Consider the following 18,544-nt stretch of genomic DNA (forward strand, 5'->3'; position numbering starts at 1 on the left):
CGATGAACGAGCCTACGATTTTGCCGAACAACGAACACTATGCCGATAGAGATGCCGCATCGTCAAGTCTGCCTCCCGTCGACGTCCGGCCCGACTGGGCCAATCTTGCGGTGCTGGAGCGGAATGCCGAGCCTCCAAGAGCCGATCTGATTCCTTACGGCGGGACGAGCGACGCGCTCGCGGGCGAACGGGAGCGATCCCCTTACTTCCGGCTGCTGAACGGGATATGGCGGTTCCGCTATGTGGAATCGCCGTCCGCCGTCCCGGCCGGCTGCGAGCTCGCCGGCTTCGCGGACGAGAGCTGGGACTTGCTGCCGGTTCCGTCGAACTGGCAAATGCACGGATACGGCATTCCGCATTACTCGAGCTGCCCGTATCCTTTTCCGATCGATCCCCCGCATGTGCCGGCGAACAACCCGGTCGGCTGCTACCGCACCGCATTCGTCGTTCCCGAGGCGTGGGCGGGGCGAAGCGTCCGACTGCTGTTCGAAGGCGTCGATTCGGCGTTCCACGTCTGGGTGAACGGAAGCTTCGTCGGCTACGGGCAGGGAAGCCATAACACGTTCGAGTTCGACGTAACGGATACGCTTCGTCCCGGCGTGAACGAGCTTGCGGTCCGCGTTTATCAATGGTCGGACGGCAGCTACCTGGAGAGCCAGGACAAGTGGCGGCTGAGCGGCATTTTTCGGGATGTCTACCTCCTGTCGCTGCCGTCCGTGACGGTGCTGGACGCCTTCGTCAAGACGAGCTGGCTGCCGGACGGAGAGACGGCGGAACTGGACGTCACGCTGCAAATGTCGAATCTGTCGCTCGAAAAGGCGGGCGGCGGCCGGATCGAAGCATTTCTGGCGGATCTGGAGGGGAATGTCGCCATGCAGGCCGAATGGCCGGTCGCGCCGATGCTGCTTCCGGGCGAAGCCCGCGAGCTTCGGCTGCGCAAGCCGGTCGCCTCCGCGAAGCCCTGGACGGCCGAGACGCCGATCCTTTACGTCTTATTATTAAAGGTCATCGATAGGGAAGGCCGTCTTGCGGAAGTTAAACGGATTGCGGTCGGCTTCCGGGACATCCGGATCGAAGCGGGTCGCCTGCTCGTCAACGGGCGGCCGATCGTCGTCAAAGGCGTCAACCGCAACGAATTCGACGCCCGACTCGGCTATGTCACGACGAAGGAAGCGATGCTCGAGGACGTCCTGCTTATGAAGCGGCATCATATCAACGCAGTCCGGCTGTCCCACTATCCGAACGATCCCAGATGGCTGGACCTGTGCGACCGGTACGGCCTGTACGTCATCGACGAGGCGGACCTGGAGACGCACGGTTTTCATTTTGTCGGCGACGAAGGCTATTTAGCCAAACAACCGGCGTGGAAAGAGGCGTTCGTGCAGCGGGCGCGACGACTGGTCGAGCGGGATAAAAACCACCCGTCGGTCATCGTCTGGTCGCTCGGCAACGAGTCGGGCTACGGTCCGAACCACGATGCGATGGCGGAATGGGTGAGGCAGCAGGACGGGACGCGGCCGATTCACTACGAACGCGCCTACGACGCGCCGGTCGTCGACATCGTCAGCAGCATGTACCCGGCCGTCGGGACGATTGTCGAAGAGGGGCTCAAGGACGATCCGAGGCCGTACCTGATGTGCGAGTTCGGCCATGCGATGGGCAATTCGACCGGCAACCTGAAGGAATATTGGGACGCGATCTATGCGCATCCGCGGCTGCTCGGCGGCTTGATCTGGGAATGGGCGGATATGGCGATCGAGGTGACCGAGGCGTCGGCTCCGGCTCCGGCCGATCCGACTGCAGGCGAATCGCTCGAATCGGCAGGCGGCAAGGTCTACTCGTACGGAGGGGATTTCGGCGACGAGCCGCACAGCGGATCGTTTTGCCTGGACGGGCTTCTGTTTCCGGACCGCACGCCCAAAGCGTCTTTGCTGGAATACAAGAAGGCGATCGAGCCCGTCAAGGTCGTTGCTTGGAACGAACATACGGGAGAGCTCGTTTTGGAAAACCGGTACGACTTCTTGACGCTGTCGCATTTGAAAGGCGAATGGACGCTCTGTCGCGAAGGAGCGTCGCTGAAGGGCGGGCAGCTGCCTCTGCTCCGGACGCCGCCCGGCGGGCGGGAGACGCTTCGCCTTCCTTCGAAGGCGGAGCTGCCGGCCGAACCCGGTGAGTACTGGCTGCACCTTCGTTTTTCGCTTCGCGAAGGAACGCCTTGGGCGGCAAGCGGCTTCGAGATGGCTTGGTCGGACTTGCCGCTGGGCACCGTTACCGCCGCTATATCCGACACCGCAGCGCCGGATGCCGCAGCGCCATACCCGCCGCCGGAGCTGCTGTTTGCGAACGAGGAAGGGACCTCCGCGCGTCTCGCCATCGTTCGGTGCGAGGCCGATGCGTTCGTATTCGATCTCACGCGAGGGAAGCTCGCGAGCTGGAAAAAACGCGGAAGGGAGCTGTTGCTCTCCGGTCCAACTGTAAACCTGTGGCGCGCACCGGTGGACAACGACGTGCATCTGGCGAAGGAATGGCTCGCGGCCGGTTACGATCGTCTCGTGCACGATCTTCGACACGCCAAGATCGAACGGCTGGACGGGAGCGGCGCGATTCGCCTTCGGACCGAGTTCGCGCTTGGAGCGAGAGGGCAGGGGACGGCTTTCCTGGCAAGCCTGGACTACACGGTGAACGGCTGGGGCGAGCTGCTCGTCGAGGCGAAGCTGGAAGCGATCCGCTCCGAGCTGCCGCCGCTTCCCCGGTTCGGTCTGGAGCTGCGCCTGCCTCGCGAGCTCGACCGGCTGACCTGGTTCGGCCGAGGTCCGCACGAATGCTATGCCGACCGGAAGGAGAGCGGCAAGCTCGGCGTCTATGCCGGCACGGTGGCAGAGCAGTACGTGCCCTACATCAAGCCGCAGGAAAACGGGAACAAGGCGGACGTTCGCTGGGTCCGCTGCGAGGATGCCGACGGATTCGGGCTCCAAGCCGTTGCGGGCGGCGCGCTCATGAACTTCAGCGCGCACCATTACGCGACCTCGGATCTAGCGAGCACGAAGCACAGGCATGATCTGACGCCGCTGCAGGAGACGATTCTTAAGCTGGATGCCGCGCAGAGCGGACTCGGCAACCATAGCTGCGGCTATGCCCCGACGCTGGAGCCGTATTTGCTGCCCGCGTCGGAACGCAGAATTTTTTCGGTCGTGCTGTCTGCAAAATAAGGCCTAGTAAAAAGAACAGTCCTGGATGGGGATCGCATCCAGGACTGTTCTTTGCGCTTAAGCACTCTCCGTCACAGGAGGGGGCTTCGCCGATAAGCGGCCGGCGTACCGCCTGCGATGCGCTTGAACAGCCTGTGGAAGTGAGGCAGGCTCTCGAAGCCGCATTCGGCGGCGATCCTTGCGACGCCGTGATCCGTCGCAAGGAGCATTTCTTTCGCCTTGACGATGCGCTTGGCGGCGATAAAACCGGTGACGTTCATGCCGGTCATCTGCTTGAACAATCGGCTGAAGTGCGCGGGGCTGACGGACGCCCGCTTGCTCAGCTCGCGAAGCCCGATATCCTCGGCATAATGCTCGTCGATAAAAAGCAGCGCCTCGCGCATCCAGCGCGGTCCGATCGCCGGCGTCGCCGTATGCTGGCCGCGTCCCGCCGTCCCCGACTCCCGATTGACGGACAGCAGCAGACGCTGAATCAGCAAGGTTACCGCATGCCGCATCCCCATCTGTGAAGCCCTCAATTCTTCGTCGATCTCCCGCAAAATTTGTTCGAATCCCGCCATCAGCGCCGGGCTGCATGGCAGTCGATACAAGCGGCTCAGCCTGCTCCGATCGAAGCACTGTAAATAGGAGAAAGGCTCGCCGAGCGGCCGTGCCTGCACGAGCGCCGGGTTAAAAAAGAGTGCGGTGGACGTGACCGGATCCGCCGTGTCGGGAAAGGCGCGGTGGATCGTATTGCCGGGAATGAGAAACAGGCTGCCGGCGTGCATGTCGTAAAAGGTGCTGTCGATAAAAAAGGTGCCTTTGCCGTCGTGAACGTACACCATCTCATACCAATCGTGCAGATGATCGGGCAGCTCGCGCTGCTTCGTCTTGGTGTCCCTGTATACGAATGAAAATGGAAAAGCGGGCGAGGCGTTTAAGGGCTTAAAAATAGGCTTCATTTGGAATGCACCTGCGATTGGCGGTTTCTTTTCAAAATATCAAAAAAGGATATAAAATTGCAAGCGAACGCAATTTTATAATTGAACTGGGATGCTAGAATAAATGGAGAACGGTTACAAACACGCCACTTTAAAAGGAGATGCCTGATGAGAATCGATGCGCATCAGCATTACTGGAAGATCGATCGGGGCGATTATGGCTGGATCACGCCGGATATCCCGGTTTTGTATAGAGACTTTTTACCGCTCGATCTGAAGCCGCATCTGGATGCGCACCGGCTGGACGGGGCGATCGTCGTCCAAGCGGCGCCGACGCCCGAAGAGACGGAATTTCTCTTGTCGCTGGCCGGGCAGGACGACACGATTAAAGGCGTCGTCGGCTATCTGGACTTGACGGACGATCGGCATGCCGCGTACTACGAACGATTCGCCCGGCATCAGAAGTTCGTCGGATTCCGTCTGATGATCCAGGACATGCCCGACGCGGGCGTCATCCTCGCGCCATCGTACGTCGAAGCGCTGCGAGGCTATGCGGCACAAAGCGTGGCCGTCGATCTGCTCGTGAAGTCCGACCAGCTTAAGCCGTTGATCGATCTCGTCAAGCAGGTGCCGGGTTTGCACGGCGTGATCGACCATATCGCCAAGCCGCGTATCGCCGAGGGCGCGATGGAGCCTTGGGGTCGCCAGATCGCAGAGCTGGCTTCGCATCCGAACCTGTACTGCAAGCTGTCCGGCATGGTCACCGAAGCGGATCACGAGAACTGGAAAGCCGAGCAATTTGTTCCCTACGTCCGTCATGTGCTGGAGTGCTTCGGGCCGGACCGGGTTCTGTTCGGCAGCGATTGGCCGGTTTGCTTGCTGGCGGCCGGCTATGACGAGGTGGTCGATATCTTGGAGCGCGCGCTGCCGGACGCGTGGGGAGCGGCGGAGCGGGAGAAGCTGTACGGGCTGAATGCGAAGGCATTTTATCGACTGTAAGGGCTGGCTTATTCAAATGGCGGGAGGACTGGACAAATGAAATATCGTCAATTGGGGAAAACGGGCCTCGACGTCTCCGTATTAAGCTTCGGCGCTTCCTCGCTCGGCTCCGTATTTCGGCAAACCGACGAAGGAGAGAGCGTCCGGACGGTGCACGCGGCAATCGATGCCGGAATCAATTATTTCGACGTCTCGCCTTATTACGGATTGACCAAGGCGGAGGCTGTGCTGGGAAAGGCGCTGAAGGACATTCCGCGCGACAAGTACGTGCTGTCGACGAAGGCGGGGCGTTATGGAGTCGATGAGTTCGACTTTTCGTATGACCGGATCGTCGCGAGCGTGGACGAAAGCCTTGCGCGGCTGAATGTGGACGAGATCGATATTTTGTATTTGCACGATATCGAGTTCGTGCCGGCCGACATCATCATGAACGATGCGATTCCCGCGCTGCACCGGCTGAAGGAATCCGGCAAGATCCGGTTCGGCGGGATCTGCGGACTTCCGCTCGCCTTGTTCGAGGCGTTTATCCCCCGTGTCGAAGTTGACAGCATCATCTCGTATTGCCATTATTCCCTGAATGATACGAGTTTGCTCGGTTTGCTCCCGCTGCTTGAAGCGAACGGCACGGGACTCGTCAACGCTTCGCCGCTGTCCATGGGTCTGCTCGGTACGCGCGGCACGCCGGACTGGCATCCGGCTACGCCGCAGACGAAGGCTGTATGTCTCGAAGCTGCGCGCTATTGCGAGTCGCAGGGGGCGGATATCGCCAAGCTGGCGATTCAGTTTTCCACGTCGAACGAACGGATTCCGACGACGCTGGTGAGCACGGCCAATCCGGCCAACATTCAAAAAAACGCGGCTTGGACCGATGAGCCGATCGACGTAGGATTGCTGGCGGAGGTGCTTGAGATCCTGCAGCCGGTCCACAATCGGACATGGGTAAGCGGACGCGAGGAGTATAACGTCGGGATCGGAGGCGACGAAGCATGAGAGGCATCGTCTGCGCGGAAGTTGAGCGTTTTGTGCTGGTGGAAGATCTGCCTGAACCGGCGCTTGCGCCGGGCTTCGCTATCATCGCATTGAAAAGAATCGGCATTTGCGGAACCGATCTGCACGCCTACAAAGGCCGACAGCCGTTTTTCGCCTATCCCCGCATTCTGGGGCATGAGCTCGCGGGCGTCATCGAGGCGATCGGTCCGAATGACGAAGGGCTGAGGGTCGGCGATCGCGTCAGCGTCATTCCGTATATGCACTGCGGAACCTGTATCGCCTGCCGCGGCGGCAAGACGAACTGCTGTACGGATATGAAGGTGCTCGGCGTCCATATCGACGGCGGCATGCGGGAGCGGATCTCGGTCCCGGTCACGCATCTGATCGCGGCAAACGATCTGACGCTCGATCAGACCGCGACGCTGGAGCCGTTCGCCATCGGCGCGCATGCGGTGCGCCGGTCGGGGCTCGCGGCGGGTGAAACCGCGCTCGTCATCGGCGGCGGTCCGATCGGGCTTGGCGTCATGGCGTTCGCGAAGGCGCGCGGCGCGAAAGTCATCGCCATGGACGTCAACGAAGACCGGCTTGCGTTTTGCCGCGAATGGGCTGAAGTCGACGACACGGCAGGGGCCCTGACGGATCCGCTCGGCGGTCTGCTGGCGGCAAACGGCGGAGAGCTGCCGAGCGTCGTCTTCGACGCCACGGGCAATGCGCAGTCGATGACCGCCGCATTCGGCTACACGGCGCACGGGGGCAGACTGATTTACGTCGGACTCGTCAGCGCCGACATCACGTTCCACGATCCCGAGTTCCACAAGCGCGAGTTGACGCTGATGGCCAGCCGCAACGCAACTCGGGAGGACTTCGAGCGCGTGCTCGAGGTTATTCGTGCCGGGAACATTAACGTAGACCGCTATATCACGCACCGCGCAGACTTCAACGACATGATCGGACAATTCGAGACGTGGCTGAAGCCCGAATCGAAGGTGATCAAGGCGATGGTCGAGCTTTGATGAAACCGATATGAACTAAAAAAGATTGGCAGGCGATCAAGTCCTGCCAATCTTTTTTTGCTTGTTGAGATGGATCGAGTCGTATAATATTTACAAAAGAAAGTGAAATTTCCTTTTTTAAAAGTGAGCAAGCGATGTATTTCATAATTTCCGTAATCCCTGTGTCGCCGAGGGAAGTTATTTAATCGGAAGCTTTTTCTCCAGGATACGGCTCCTTAATTTGTTCATCAGCTCGGCGTGTTCGATTTTTGGAGTAGAAGGATCCGAGCTTTCTTTTTCGGCAGCAGCGAGCTTCTGATACGATTCAATAATCGCTTGCTGCTTTTCATAATAAGCATGACTCATCACCACTAAGTCTTCATGGCCGTTTTTGGTTATGAATACGGGCTCGCCTTCCATGTGACAGATCTCAGCGATGTAATTGAAGTTATCTCTCAGATCCGTTATCGGTTTGATGATCGGCATATTTCTCACCTCGTTTAGAAGGGTACCATGTATAGATCAATTTATCATAATTATGATAATTTAAACATCGACCTAGACGGAGGATCGTATGAATAATATTCAAGCCGTTCTTTTTGATCTGGATAATACGCTTCTGGATCGGACGCTTACTTTTCATAACTTCACTACGTCATTCGTATATACATACTTCGCCCATGATTTATTAGGCATTCGGGATTTCTTTGACTTCATTCTCGTTTCTGAGGTAGCTGGCGTTAAAAAAATCGGACAATTGAATATTTGAAATGGCATTTAATAATTGAAAGTGCAGGGCTGGGATGAAAACCATCTGGTTTGAAGTGAATCAACCGTGGAGAGAGGAAATTACCGTTAAACCTGAATATAGAATTAAACATTTAAGAGAGTTAGAAAACATACTGTAGCTCATAAACGAGTAGGAGATCGAAAATGTCGATTAGAGGATTAAGATTTCAAACCGATCAAGGAGACAATATTCAAACGGCCAGTATTTTTGCCTCCTTGGATGCTTATAAATATCGATGGTACATCGATAATTTAGATACGTTAGATCAGGAGTTAGACAGCGAATTTAACGTGAAATTCACGGATGGAGAAAAGTTGGTAAAGGCACTTCGTTTTCATAACGTGCATGCCATATTCGGTGAATTTACTGCTTTCGATAAAGATTACGAATGTACTTCAGACGAACCTGAAGTAAAGGATTGGAATGAGTTCGTTAAGAGCACGGCGAAGATGGTTGTGCTCATCGTCGACTGTTATTACATTGATGTGTATTTGAAGGATCTTGAAGTTTTAAAGCGCTTTTCTCGATTTATATTGAGTCAGGGGCTTACGCCGGAGCTTATCGATGAGACGGATGCGAGATACAAATTTAAGGTCTGGTGATTGTATAAAAACGATGAAAAATTAGTGACGCGGAGTTTGAAGCGGAAGAACCAAACATTTATATAAGATGCGGGTGATAAACGAGAAAGCGGTGAATCCATGATTTTTTACTTTAGTGTGTTTATGATCTTGGTCCTGGTGGGACTCGGTACGATTCAAACCAGTTTGAACAAACAGATTCAGAACGAGGAAAGGATCTTTGAGCGGTTGGATATGATTATTCTAGAGCTGAAGAACGAACGCAACTTGCATTAGAAGATTCAATTTACTTCAAAAGACCTCTGTGGAAGCCAGATGATGGCTGTAATAGAGGTCTTTTGTTGCGCTAAACGTCTTGTAAAGTAAATGGCCTCGCAGTCACTTCTGCCTCCACTGGAGTTACGCGATATTACCGCACAACTCGCCTCGCCGCCCACGTTTTGTCCGGAGTTGTACTGTTTTACCGCACAACAGCGTCCCCAGCCCACATTTTATCCGAAGTTGTGCGGTACTGCCGCACAATTGAGCTCGCAACCAACGATTTGCCTGGAATAATGCGATATTACCGCACAACGGCGAGCCCGCTCCGATCAAACGCGATGCAGTCGCCGATGGGCGGACGGCGTCATCCCCAGCTTTGCGCTGAATACGCGGCTCAGATAAAAGCCGTTCTCGTAGCCGCACTGCTGTGCGATCCAGTCGAGGGGCTGCGTCGTCTCCTCCAGCAGCCGGCAGGCACGTCCGAGCCGCAAACCGGTCACGAACTCGGTCGGCGTCGTCCGGTAGGCTGCGCGGAAGCGCCGTGTCAGCTGCACCGGACTGATGCCGAGCGCATCCGAGAGCTCGCGCATGGCGAGCGGCTCGTAGGCACGCTCGAGCAGCCATCTGCGCGCTTCAACCATCTCGGACGCGGGCGCGTCCGCCGCCGATCGCGAGGCCGATTCGGCGCGGCTTCGCTCGATTTCCATCAAGCGCCACAAATCCTCGATCATATGCTTCATCCGTCCGAACGCAGGCTCTTGCCGGATCGCGCCTCCGATTTCCTTCATGTACCGGAAGGTCGACATGAGGCGCTCCGCGTCGCGGACCGTCCACATCCCGCCAAGCGCGTCCGACTCTTCAGCATCCGGCGCAAGCGCCCAATCGAATTTGACGAGATGGAATGTCAGCGGCGACAGCGTCCGGCGATGAAAAACGATGCCGGGCGGGCATACGACGAGATCGCCGAATCCCGCTTCGCCTGCTAGCGCGCCGATCCGATATTCGAACCGTCCGCGCTCGACCGCGAACATGGTCCATGCCGATTCCGTATCGTGCGCCAATTGGAATTGCTCTTTTTTGATCCAATACATGTAAGCCACAGGGCGCAACGACCAATCGTGCCTCATAAGGGTGACGCTCCCAACTAAAATGAAATATCAGATATGCTTATCGTAATGTGGTGCATGTTATTTGGCAAGTGTGAGGTTTATGATGAAACAGAGGATAAGTAGGGATTCGGAAGGGAGAACGGGATATGCGCAGCGAAATCGTAAAAACGGATATTACCGTCGTCGGAGGCGGGCTTGCGGGCGTTAACGCGGCGATCGCGGCTGCACGGCTGGGGCGGACCGTCGCGCTCGTCAACAATCGTCCGGTTCTCGGCGGCAATTCAAGCAGCGAGGTGCGCGTCTGGGTGTGCGGGGCGACCGCACACGGCACTCAGCGCTACGCGAGAGAGACCGGCATCATGGGCGAGCTGTTCGTCGAAAACCAGTTTCGCAACAAGGATGGCAACCCGTACTTCTGGGATATGGTCGTGCTTGAGGCCGTGAAGGCGGAGCCGAATATTCAACTGTTCCTGAACACGGATGTGCATGAGGTCGAAGCGGACGGAGAAACGAACGACCGCACGATTCGGGCGGCGATCGGCTGGATGATGGGCTCGGAGCGGCGCATTCGCTTCGAGAGCGCGGTGTATCTCGACTGCACCGGGGACGGGCTGGTCGGCTTCCTGGCAGGCGCCCAGTATCGGCTGGGACGCGAGGCTAGAGAGGAGTTCGACGAAGAATGGGCGCCCGAGGTCGCCGACGACATCACCCTCGGCAGCACGCTGCTCTTCTATACGAAGGACGCCGGGCATCCGGTCAAGTATACGCCGCCGCGGATGGCGATCGACGTGACGAAGACGACGATACCCGAGCGGCGCATCATTCGGAGCGGGGATAACGGCTGTGCGTATTGGTGGATCGAATGGGGCGGCGAGCACGACACCGTTCACGACAACGAGCGGATTCGCGACGAGCTTTGGTCGGTCATCTACGGCATCTGGGATTATATTAAAAATTCCGGGAAGTTCGACGCGGACAACATGACGCTGGAATGGGTCGGCTCTCTGCCGGGCAAGCGCGAATACCGCCGGTTCGTCGGCGACTACGTGCTGAACCAGAACGACATTCTGGCGCAGCGGGAATTCGACGACCGCGTCGCGTTCGGCGGCTGGTCGATCGATCTTCACCCGCGGCAGGGCGTGTACGCGACCGAGTCGGGCTCGAAGCATCTGTTCTCGGACGGCGTTTATCACATTCCGTTCCGTTCGCTCTATTCGGCGAACGTGAACAATATGCTGATGGCCGGCCGCGACATCAGCGCATCGCACGTCGCATTTGGCACGACTCGCGTCATGGCGACCTGTGCTGTCATCGGCGAAGCCGCAGGCACTGGCGCGGCGCTGTGCGTCGCCAAAGGCATTACGCCGCGCGAGCTTCACGGCAATCACCTGCGCGAGCTGCAGCAGACGCTGCTGCGCCAGGACGCCTCGATCATCGGGCTGCGCGGCGACGACGAGGCCGATCTGGCGCGCCGCGCGCGTATCTCGGCTTCAAGCGAGCGCAGCCGCCTCGGCATCGAGCAGCCCGCGTACGCAATCGCGCTCGAGACCGACATCGGCATCACCGTGCCGGTCGATCCAAAGCTTGACGGCATCGAGCTGCTCGTAGACGCCGCGTCGCAGACGGCGCTTGTCGTCGAGCTATGGGACACCGGCCGGCCGGAGAACTACGTGCCGCATGCCAAGCTTGCGGAAGCGTCGGTCGACTTGTCCGCCGGCAGCCTGCAATGGGCGAAGCTTGACTTGAGCTGGACGCCGGAGACGGCTTGCAACGCCTTTCTCGTCGTCAAGGCGAACGAGGCGCTCTCGCTGCATATCGCGGACCGACCGAGCTCGGGCGTGCTCGCTTATCGGAAGAGCGATCTGGCCCGCGTCTCGCGGCCGAACGAAGAACGTCAGCAAGGGCAGCCGCTTGTCGAATGGAGCAAACACGAATTCGACCATGCCGTGCCATGCCTTCGCTTGACGGCTTCTACCGATGCCTTCGCCGCCAGCAAGGCGACCGACGGATATCTCCGTCCGTACGGCGGGCCGCATCTGTGGTCCTCCGAGCGGATGTCGGAAGATCGTCCGGAATGGCTGGAACTCGCATGGAGCGAGCCGACGCCGATCCGCGAGCTTCATCTCGTCTTTAACGACGACGTCAACGACGACTTGATCAATCTGCACCACCATATCACGTCCTACGAGACGATGCCGACGCTCGTCAAAGATTACCGCGTCGAGGCCCTTCAGAACGGGGCGTGGGTGACGGTCGCCGAAGGACGAGGCAACTACAAACGCAAAAACGTCCATCGCCTCGACGCTCCGATACGTACGGACCGCCTGCGCATCGTCGTCGAAGCGACGAATGGCACCGAGTATGCGGAGATCGTCGAAGTGCGAGTTTACGGCTAAGTCGCCTTCCGGAGATCTGGATTTTCGCTTTCCAAATACCAAGACGCGGTTTTGCTTCGCTGACGCGAAGCGGACCGCGTCTTTACCGTTTTTCTCCGGTTTGCGACAGCTCGTGATTGCTTGTTCTGTTAGTTAAGGAATAAAATAGGAGCATCTGTTGCGAGTAAAGAGGGGGATTTTCAAATGCCGTGGCCCATGGTCCACTTCGCAATATCCGAAATGCTTTTCGACGGGAACCCTACGCCTGACCTTCTACTGGGCAGCATCGCGCCGGACGCCGTTCATGTGAGGGGGCAAATCTCGCGAGAAGAAAAAGGCGCCACGCACCTCGTCCGAAACGGGCTGCTTCCCGATAAAGTACGGATCGTTCGCCAATTTATCGCTTACTCGTCCATGCGTCCCGAGCCGGCTTGGAAGGACTTCGTGCTGGGCTATTTCTCGCATATTTATACGGATGTGAGCTGGACGAATACTTTGTACGCCGACTTTGAACGTGAATGTGCCGGAGCAGAAGCAGGGGCTGGTGAAGGAAACCTCCGACGCATCTACAACGAAGAAGTCAGTCAGATCGAATTCGAGATTCAAAGAACGAGGGACGCTAGGATTATGCTTGAGAGACTTTCCACAGCAACAGGGTTTGCCTTGAAGCCCCTGGTGACAAGGGAAGAGGTCGTCGCTTATGGCCGCCAAAAATCGGAATGGCTGAACGACCCCAGCCAAGAACCCCGCATTCAACCGATTTACTTCACCGTCCAGAAGGTGAATTCATTCATTAAAGAAACCGCGGCAGAAATGAAAGAACTGTTCCTCGCTTGACGTTTATTCATAAACGTCCTTCAAAAGCGCAACGACTTCCTCGAAGGTGAGACCGAACGACTTGTAGTAGGCAACATCGATTGCCATTTGCCTTAATACCATATCGTTGCGCAAGCGGCGCATTTCTTCAGGCGTGAATTCGGCCACAAAGCATCCTTTGCCCGTGACGGTATGAATCAAGCGGGAGCGTTCGAGCTCCTCCCAGGCCTTTTTGACGGTGATGACGCTGATTTGCAATTCCACCGCTGCCTGCCGAATCGGGGGCAAGCAATAGCCGCTCGGGAGCTCGCCTTTCAAGATTTGGGCGCTGATCTGGTCGAACAGCTGCTGATAAATCGGCTTTTCGGATGCGCTCGAGATCGCTACGTTCATCATAGCTCCACTTTCTGAAATTGTCGGATCGCCATTCGGTAGGCCAGGATCGTTAAAGCGGCAAAAATTGCGATCCCCGCGACCAATACGGACGTCTGCCACGCGAGATGGCCGGTGCCGGTGTCGTTGATTACGCGAGACACGTCCGCGCTTGCGATCCCCGCCCATTGCGTGACGGCGGCAAAGAGCATCGCGGCAGAGATAGAAGCGATTGCCGCATTTCCGTGTTTGTACGCCGTCTTATAGTATATCGGGAAAAACACGACATTAAAAATGGCCAGCATGACGAGGCACAAGCCTAAGAAGCCGAGCGTCGGGGCGAAAAAGTAATAGACGAAGTCGGGATACAACAAGCGGTTGATGGCGCCGAAGATAACCGCGAACGCGACATGCAGCAGCTCCAGGCCGACGATGACGAGCATTCTCGCTTTGACCATGTCCTTCCTGGTGACGGGCATCATGGACGTGAACAACAAATCGTTCTGCGAGCGAAAGCTGGCAAACACGTTGGGAATCGTAATCCAGCAAAAGTACAGCAGGACAAGGAAATAGATCCAGCCGGGAACGAGCATCAAGGCGCCTGTGAGCACGGGCATCGCCAGAAACCACGGATTTACGCCCAGTTTGAAGTCTTTGAGCAACAAGTTATACATGCGCTTCCTCCTTTTTGGCGTAGTACACCATGATTTCCTCCAGGCTCGGCAAGGCGGACCGGATGCCGGAGTCCGGGTCGAAGTCCTTCGCGCGAATCAAGCCGGTAAAGCCGAAGGAATTGACTCTGTAGGAGATAAGCTTGCTTCTGACTTGGTCGAGCTCGCTCTCCTTGCCGTTCAGCAAACGGTAGGACGCCTTGAATTCCTCTTTGTCGGCGCTGTCGATAATTTGCCCGTTGTCGATGTACGTGATGAAGTCCGCGCACTTCTCCAGGTCCGACGTGATATGCGTGGAGAAAAGAATGCTGATCTCGCCGCCCGCGACGAGCGATTGGAAAATATCCAGCAGATCGTCACGCGCGACCGGATCGAGTCCGCTCGTCGGTTCGTCGAGTACGAGCAGCTTCGCGCCGTGCGAGAGGGCGACGGCCAGGTTGTATTTGACCTTCATGCCGGTCGACAATTCGGCGATTTTTTTATTTTCGTCCAGCTTGAATCGTTTTAAATAGGCGTAGTAGGTTTCATCGTCCCAATTTTTATAAAACGTTTTGATCACTTCGGTCAACTTGCTGATCTTGCTGCGGGTATAAAAATCGACATCGCCGAATGCGCAGCCGATCGCCTGCTTGAGCTCCAGCTCGTGATCCGCCATCCGCTTGCCTAGAATTCGCACATCGCCGCTGTCCAGCCGGGTCATGTTCAGGATCGATTTGATCGTCGTCGTTTTCCCTGCGCCGTTCGCGCCGATAAAGCCCATAATGTAGCCCTTTTCGAGTTGAAACGAGACATTTTTCAGCTGGAAGCGGTCAAATTTCTTATTCACGTTCTGAACGTCCAACGCCAGCATAACAAGCCTCCTTCGGGTGAATTGTGTATATCGTGCATGCACAATATATCATCCGAGCAAACGCGCCGTCAAACGAAAACCCGCTGACTTATATAAAAATGCCCTACTAAAAATTGAGGATGGACCATTGGACGCTGGAAAGACGCCTCCCATAATGAGATCAAAGGAGGCGTTTTTATGCTGACCGTCTATCATACGAAAAAGGATTTCGAGGCGTCGGATTGCCGGATCGCGGTGCTTCCGGTCGGCGCTACCGAACAGCACGGCAGTCATCTGCCGGTCGGTACGGATACGATTTTCGCGGAACGCTACGCGCAAAAATTGGCAGAGGCGCTGGACGCTTATTTGCTGCCGCCGCTCGCGATCTCCTCGTCCATCGAGCATCGGAACGCCAAAGGAACGGTCTACCTCAAGTCGGACACGCTCGCGCTCGTGCTCCGGGATATCGCCGAGTCGCTGCGGTTCTCCGGCTTTGACAAGCTGGTCATCGCGAACTTTCACGGCGGCAACTGGATCATCAAGCCTACGGTGCGAAACTTGAATCGGGAGCTCGCAAATTTCCGGACGATTCTGCTGTATGCGGGCGACGTGGCGAGGCCGAGATACGGCGAAATTTTTAACCATGTCCACAACGACATTCACGCCGGAGAGATGGAAACCTCGCTGATGCTCCACCTTCATCCGGAATACGTGGGGGACATCAAGCGGCAGCACGATCCGGCATTCGCGCCACAGGCGTTTATGGATTACTTCGATGTCGGCGATATTACGCCCGACGGCTATTGGGGATTCCCGGAGGATGCGACCGCGGAGAAAGGGAGCCTGGTGCTGGCGCTCATGCTGGAGGAAGGGCTCAAGTATCTCGAAGAGATCGAACGTGTCGCGGAACAAGTCAAGGCCAAGGCGGCCCGCGAGGCCCAGGAATGAACGGGCTGCGAATTCGGGCACTGTCCGAAAGCGACATCCCCTTCGCGATGGACCTTAAAAATATCGCGGGCTGGAACCAGACCGAGCGGGATTGGCAGGACTATCTCCATTTCGACCGCGAAGGCTGCTTCCTGGCCGAGTTCGATGGCGAAAAGGCCGGAACCATGACGACGATTCGCTACGGCGACCGCTTCGGCTGGATCGGCATGGTGCTCGTGCATCCCGACTATCGGGGGAGAGGCATCGCGACGCAGCTGCTGCAGCTGGGCATTCGGCATCTTCGCGAGCAGGGCGTGCGATGCGTCAAGCTCGACGCCACCGCGATGGGCAAAAAAGTATACGTCCCGCTCGGCTTCGCGGAGGAGTACGACGTTTGCAGATACGAGCGGAAGGCGATGGCGTCCGCGCTGAAGACGACCGGCGATGCCGCGTTGCCATACCGGGGCGAGATCCGGTCGGTAACGGAAGCGGACTTGGAAGAAATCGCGGTTTTCGACGCGGCGATATTCGGCGCGAATCGGAAAGCCGTCCTCGAGCGATTGCGAGTGCGGGAACCTAAATACGCCTTCGTAACGCGGGACTATCGTGGCATAACGGGATATTTGATGGCCCATCAGGGTTACGAGGCGGTTCAGATCGGACCATGGGCGGCAAAGGACGACCGCGCGGCGGAATCGCTGCTGGCGGTCCTGCTGGCCGAAGTCGGGACTGGCAGCGTCTTTTTCGATCTGCCATGTCCGAACGTCGGAGGCATTAGGCTGGCGGAAAAAGCCGGTTTTCGCGTCCAGCGCATGTTTTGCCGGATGTATCTGGGAGACAACGCGTATCCTGGCTCGCCGAAGCTCGTCTTCGGCACGTCAGGCGCTGAAAAAGGCTGATTAAGCGGCACGCCATGGCATATGGAACATGGAACATGGAACATACAGGCATCAGCTATGCTTGCCATTATTTGAGGATAGGTATCCGATCTCCGATTGATTACGATAGAGTGCGAGAGTCTATCAACGATCGGAGAGCGTGATACCTGATGCTGTCTAAATTAGCAGCCGCATCCCGAAGGACAGTTGCGGCCGCGGCGCTCGCCGGGGGGCTTGCGGGATGGTTAGGCGGACCCTGGTTGACGCCGGCTGCGGCTGCCGCTTCCGCCAACGCCTCAAGCTCGCTTCCGTTTGACGACGTGCGCAACAATTATGCCGCCCAGTCCATCTCGAACATGGCGGCCCTACATATCGTGACCGGCACGTCGGCGCATATGTTCGAGCCCGACAAGCCGGTGACCCGCGCGGAATTCATGACGATGCTGGACCGGCTGCTGCGCATCGAGCCCGTCGAGAGCGCGATACCTTCCTTTTCGGACGTGCCGAAGACAGCCTGGTTTTACCGGTGGGTGGAGCCCGCGATCCAGCTCGGATTGGCAAAGGGGACTTCAGACGCGTCGTTCGCGCCGAATCGTGCGGTGACGCGCGAAGAAGCGGCGGTGCTGATCGCGCGCGCTTTGAAGCAGCCCCTCGACGCGGGTTTTGTGCCGGCGGCGCAGCTTTACATGGATGAGGTGCACATCCATGCTTGGTCGCTGTCCGCGGTATACCGTATGAAGCAGCTCGGCCTCATGGGCGGCGATGCCGACGGCAGCTACCGGCCGGCTTCGCCGATGACGAGGCAGGAGGCGGCCGTCCTGCTCGACCGAATATGGTCGTATCCGGGATGGGCTGCCGAGATTCAAGCCGCGCCGGATACCCCGATCCAGCTCGGCTGGCAATACGGACAGTCGACCGCACAGTATGAAAAGGAGGTTCTCGCCTCCGGCATCAATACATTGTCGCCTCGCTCCTTTTTCCTCGACAAGACGGGCGGCGTTACCGACTACACGGATGCCGCGCTCGTCGATTGGGCGCACGCCAAAGGCAAGCAGGTGTGGACGATGGTCGGCAATCGCTCCGATCCAGCCGCCACGCATGCGATGCTGTCCGACGCCGGACGGCGAAGCGCGTTCGCGTTGAAGTTGGCCGGCTTGGTTCGGCAGTACGGTCTGGACGGGCTGAACGTAGACTTCGAGAACGTGGCACCCGGAGACCGGCAGTCGTTTACCGCTTTCGTATCGGAATTGGACGACGAGCTGGACGACCTGGACGCCGTCTTGTCGGTGAATGTTTCTCCCGACTTCGGCACCGATTGGACGGAAGCGTTCGATTATGCCGCGCTGGGGAGAGCGGCCGATTATGTCGTGCTGATGGGCTACGACGAGCATTGGAGCGGCGGCGCCGCGGGCTCGGTGTCTTCGCTGCCTTGGCTTCGGCAAGGCTTGACGACGCTGCTGAAGCAGGTGCCTGCCGGCCGGATCGTGCTCGCGCTGCCGCTGTACAACCGGGATTGGCGCACCGAAGGCGGCGCGACCTTCTCCGAAGTGATCAGCTTGCTTCAGCAGAACGAACGAGTGACGGCGAAGCGCGCCAAGGTAAGCTGGGAGGAGTCGATCGGCCAGAGCTACGCATACTACGGCAACGCCGCGTCCTTGCACCGGATCTGGCTGGAGGACGGCAGGTCGCTGGCATTGAAGGCGGGACTCGGCCAATCGTTCGGCGTAGCCGGCTACGGCTACTGGTATATGGGCGGGGAGAGCCTGGACGTCTGGACGAGCATGGCCAACGGCAGGCGGTTCGTTTCGTACGATTTTGAGTAAGC

Annotated in this window: 17 protein-coding genes; 11 read left to right on the top strand and 6 right to left on the bottom strand. The window is 57.7% G+C overall.

What is annotated here, in order from left to right:
• Positions 1 to 2 precede the first annotated feature (2 nt).
• Positions 3 to 3,209 carry a glycoside hydrolase family 2 TIM barrel-domain containing protein gene (locus KVT38_RS14535; protein ID WP_217594446.1) on the top strand — a complete coding sequence of 1,069 codons (3,207 nt, stop codon included), beginning with the start codon at positions 3 to 5 and terminating at the stop codon, positions 3,207 to 3,209.
• Between the two features lie 71 nt (positions 3,210 to 3,280).
• On the opposite strand, the gene KVT38_RS14540 is transcribed toward KVT38_RS14535, so the two are convergent.
• Complete coding sequence (locus KVT38_RS14540; protein WP_217594447.1) at positions 3,281 to 4,150, bottom strand: AraC family transcriptional regulator; 870 nt, start codon at positions 4,148 to 4,150, stop codon at positions 3,281 to 3,283.
• A 147-nt stretch (positions 4,151 to 4,297) separates the two neighbouring features.
• On the opposite strand from KVT38_RS14540, the gene KVT38_RS14545 reads away from it, so the two are divergent.
• From KVT38_RS14545 to KVT38_RS14555, 3 genes are read left to right on the top strand one after another with little or no spacing between them, the layout of a single operon-like run.
• Positions 4,298 to 5,128, top strand: a complete 831-nt coding sequence (locus KVT38_RS14545; protein ID WP_217594448.1) for an amidohydrolase family protein — start codon at positions 4,298 to 4,300, stop codon at positions 5,126 to 5,128.
• A gap of 36 nt (positions 5,129 to 5,164) precedes the next feature.
• Entirely contained in the window at positions 5,165 to 6,118 is a 954-nt protein-coding gene (locus KVT38_RS14550) for an aldo/keto reductase (RefSeq protein WP_217594449.1), read from the top strand.
• Entirely contained in the window at positions 6,115 to 7,131 is a 1,017-nt protein-coding gene (locus tag KVT38_RS14555) for a zinc-binding alcohol dehydrogenase family protein (RefSeq protein WP_217594450.1), read from the top strand. Before KVT38_RS14550 ends, KVT38_RS14555 begins: the two co-directional genes overlap by 4 nt.
• A 177-nt stretch (positions 7,132 to 7,308) precedes the next feature.
• On the opposite strand, the gene KVT38_RS14560 is transcribed toward KVT38_RS14555, so the two are convergent.
• Positions 7,309 to 7,596, bottom strand: coding sequence for a type II toxin-antitoxin system Phd/YefM family antitoxin (locus KVT38_RS14560; RefSeq protein ID WP_217594451.1), 288 nt, complete (start codon positions 7,594 to 7,596; stop codon positions 7,309 to 7,311).
• A gap of 88 nt (positions 7,597 to 7,684) precedes the next feature.
• On the opposite strand from KVT38_RS14560, the gene KVT38_RS34775 reads away from it, so the two are divergent.
• Together KVT38_RS34775 and KVT38_RS14570 are read left to right on the top strand one after the other, a co-directional pair.
• The gene (locus KVT38_RS34775; RefSeq protein ID WP_254639230.1) at positions 7,685 to 7,879 is read left to right on the top strand and encodes an HAD family hydrolase; all 195 of its coding nucleotides are present in this window, start codon (positions 7,685 to 7,687) and stop codon (positions 7,877 to 7,879) included.
• 164 nt (positions 7,880 to 8,043) lie between these two features.
• A complete protein-coding gene (locus KVT38_RS14570) occupies positions 8,044 to 8,502 on the top strand; it encodes a DUF2691 family protein (protein WP_217594452.1) in 459 nt (152 codons plus the stop codon).
• A gap of 569 nt (positions 8,503 to 9,071) precedes the next feature.
• Here KVT38_RS14570 and KVT38_RS14575 read toward each other — a convergent pair.
• The gene (locus KVT38_RS14575) at positions 9,072 to 9,869 is read right to left on the bottom strand and encodes a helix-turn-helix domain-containing protein (RefSeq protein ID WP_217594453.1); all 798 of its coding nucleotides are present in this window, start codon (positions 9,867 to 9,869) and stop codon (positions 9,072 to 9,074) included.
• A 128-nt stretch (positions 9,870 to 9,997) separates the two neighbouring features.
• Between KVT38_RS14575 and KVT38_RS14580 the strand changes: the two genes are divergently transcribed.
• Both KVT38_RS14580 and KVT38_RS14585 read left to right on the top strand, forming a co-directional pair.
• Positions 9,998 to 12,247 carry an FAD-dependent oxidoreductase gene (locus tag KVT38_RS14580; protein ID WP_217594454.1) on the top strand — a complete coding sequence of 750 codons (2,250 nt, stop codon included), beginning with the start codon at positions 9,998 to 10,000 and terminating at the stop codon, positions 12,245 to 12,247.
• Positions 12,248 to 12,430: 183 nt separating this feature from the next.
• The gene (locus KVT38_RS14585) at positions 12,431 to 13,063 is read left to right on the top strand and encodes a zinc dependent phospholipase C family protein (RefSeq protein WP_217594455.1); all 633 of its coding nucleotides are present in this window, start codon (positions 12,431 to 12,433) and stop codon (positions 13,061 to 13,063) included.
• A 3-nt stretch (positions 13,064 to 13,066) separates the two neighbouring features.
• Here KVT38_RS14585 and KVT38_RS14590 read toward each other — a convergent pair whose 3' ends face one another.
• The 3 genes from KVT38_RS14590 to KVT38_RS14600 are packed head-to-tail and all read right to left on the bottom strand — an operon-like array spanning position 13,067 to position 14,935.
• Positions 13,067 to 13,435, bottom strand: coding sequence for a GntR family transcriptional regulator (locus KVT38_RS14590; RefSeq protein ID WP_217594489.1), 369 nt, complete (start codon positions 13,433 to 13,435; stop codon positions 13,067 to 13,069).
• Positions 13,435 to 14,088, bottom strand: a complete 654-nt coding sequence (locus KVT38_RS14595; RefSeq protein WP_217594456.1) for an ABC-2 transporter permease — start codon at positions 14,086 to 14,088, stop codon at positions 13,435 to 13,437. Before KVT38_RS14595 ends, KVT38_RS14590 begins: the two co-directional genes overlap by 1 nt.
• Entirely contained in the window at positions 14,081 to 14,935 is an 855-nt protein-coding gene (locus tag KVT38_RS14600; protein ID WP_217594457.1) for an ABC transporter ATP-binding protein, read from the bottom strand. The genes KVT38_RS14595 and KVT38_RS14600 overlap by 8 nt, the downstream gene beginning before the upstream one ends.
• A gap of 177 nt (positions 14,936 to 15,112) precedes the next feature.
• Between KVT38_RS14600 and KVT38_RS14605 the strand changes: the two genes are divergently transcribed.
• The 3 genes from KVT38_RS14605 to KVT38_RS14615 all read left to right on the top strand — a co-directional run bounded on the left by KVT38_RS14605 (position 15,113) and on the right by KVT38_RS14615 (position 18,542).
• Positions 15,113 to 15,862 (top strand): creatininase family protein, encoded by a 750-nt coding sequence (locus KVT38_RS14605; protein WP_217594458.1) that lies wholly within the window; start codon positions 15,113 to 15,115, stop codon positions 15,860 to 15,862.
• Positions 15,859 to 16,740 carry a GNAT family N-acetyltransferase gene (locus tag KVT38_RS14610; protein ID WP_217594459.1) on the top strand — a complete coding sequence of 294 codons (882 nt, stop codon included), beginning with the start codon at positions 15,859 to 15,861 and terminating at the stop codon, positions 16,738 to 16,740. The genes KVT38_RS14605 and KVT38_RS14610 overlap by 4 nt, the downstream gene beginning before the upstream one ends.
• A gap of 149 nt (positions 16,741 to 16,889) precedes the next feature.
• A complete protein-coding gene (locus KVT38_RS14615) occupies positions 16,890 to 18,542 on the top strand; it encodes an S-layer homology domain-containing protein (RefSeq protein WP_217594460.1) in 1,653 nt (550 codons plus the stop codon).
• The last annotated feature ends 2 nt before the right edge of the window (positions 18,543 to 18,544 follow it).

This window comes from Cohnella sp. GbtcB17 (genome assembly GCF_019091135.1).
In the GTDB taxonomy this organism is placed as follows: Bacteria; Bacillota; Bacilli; order Paenibacillales; family Paenibacillaceae; genus Cohnella.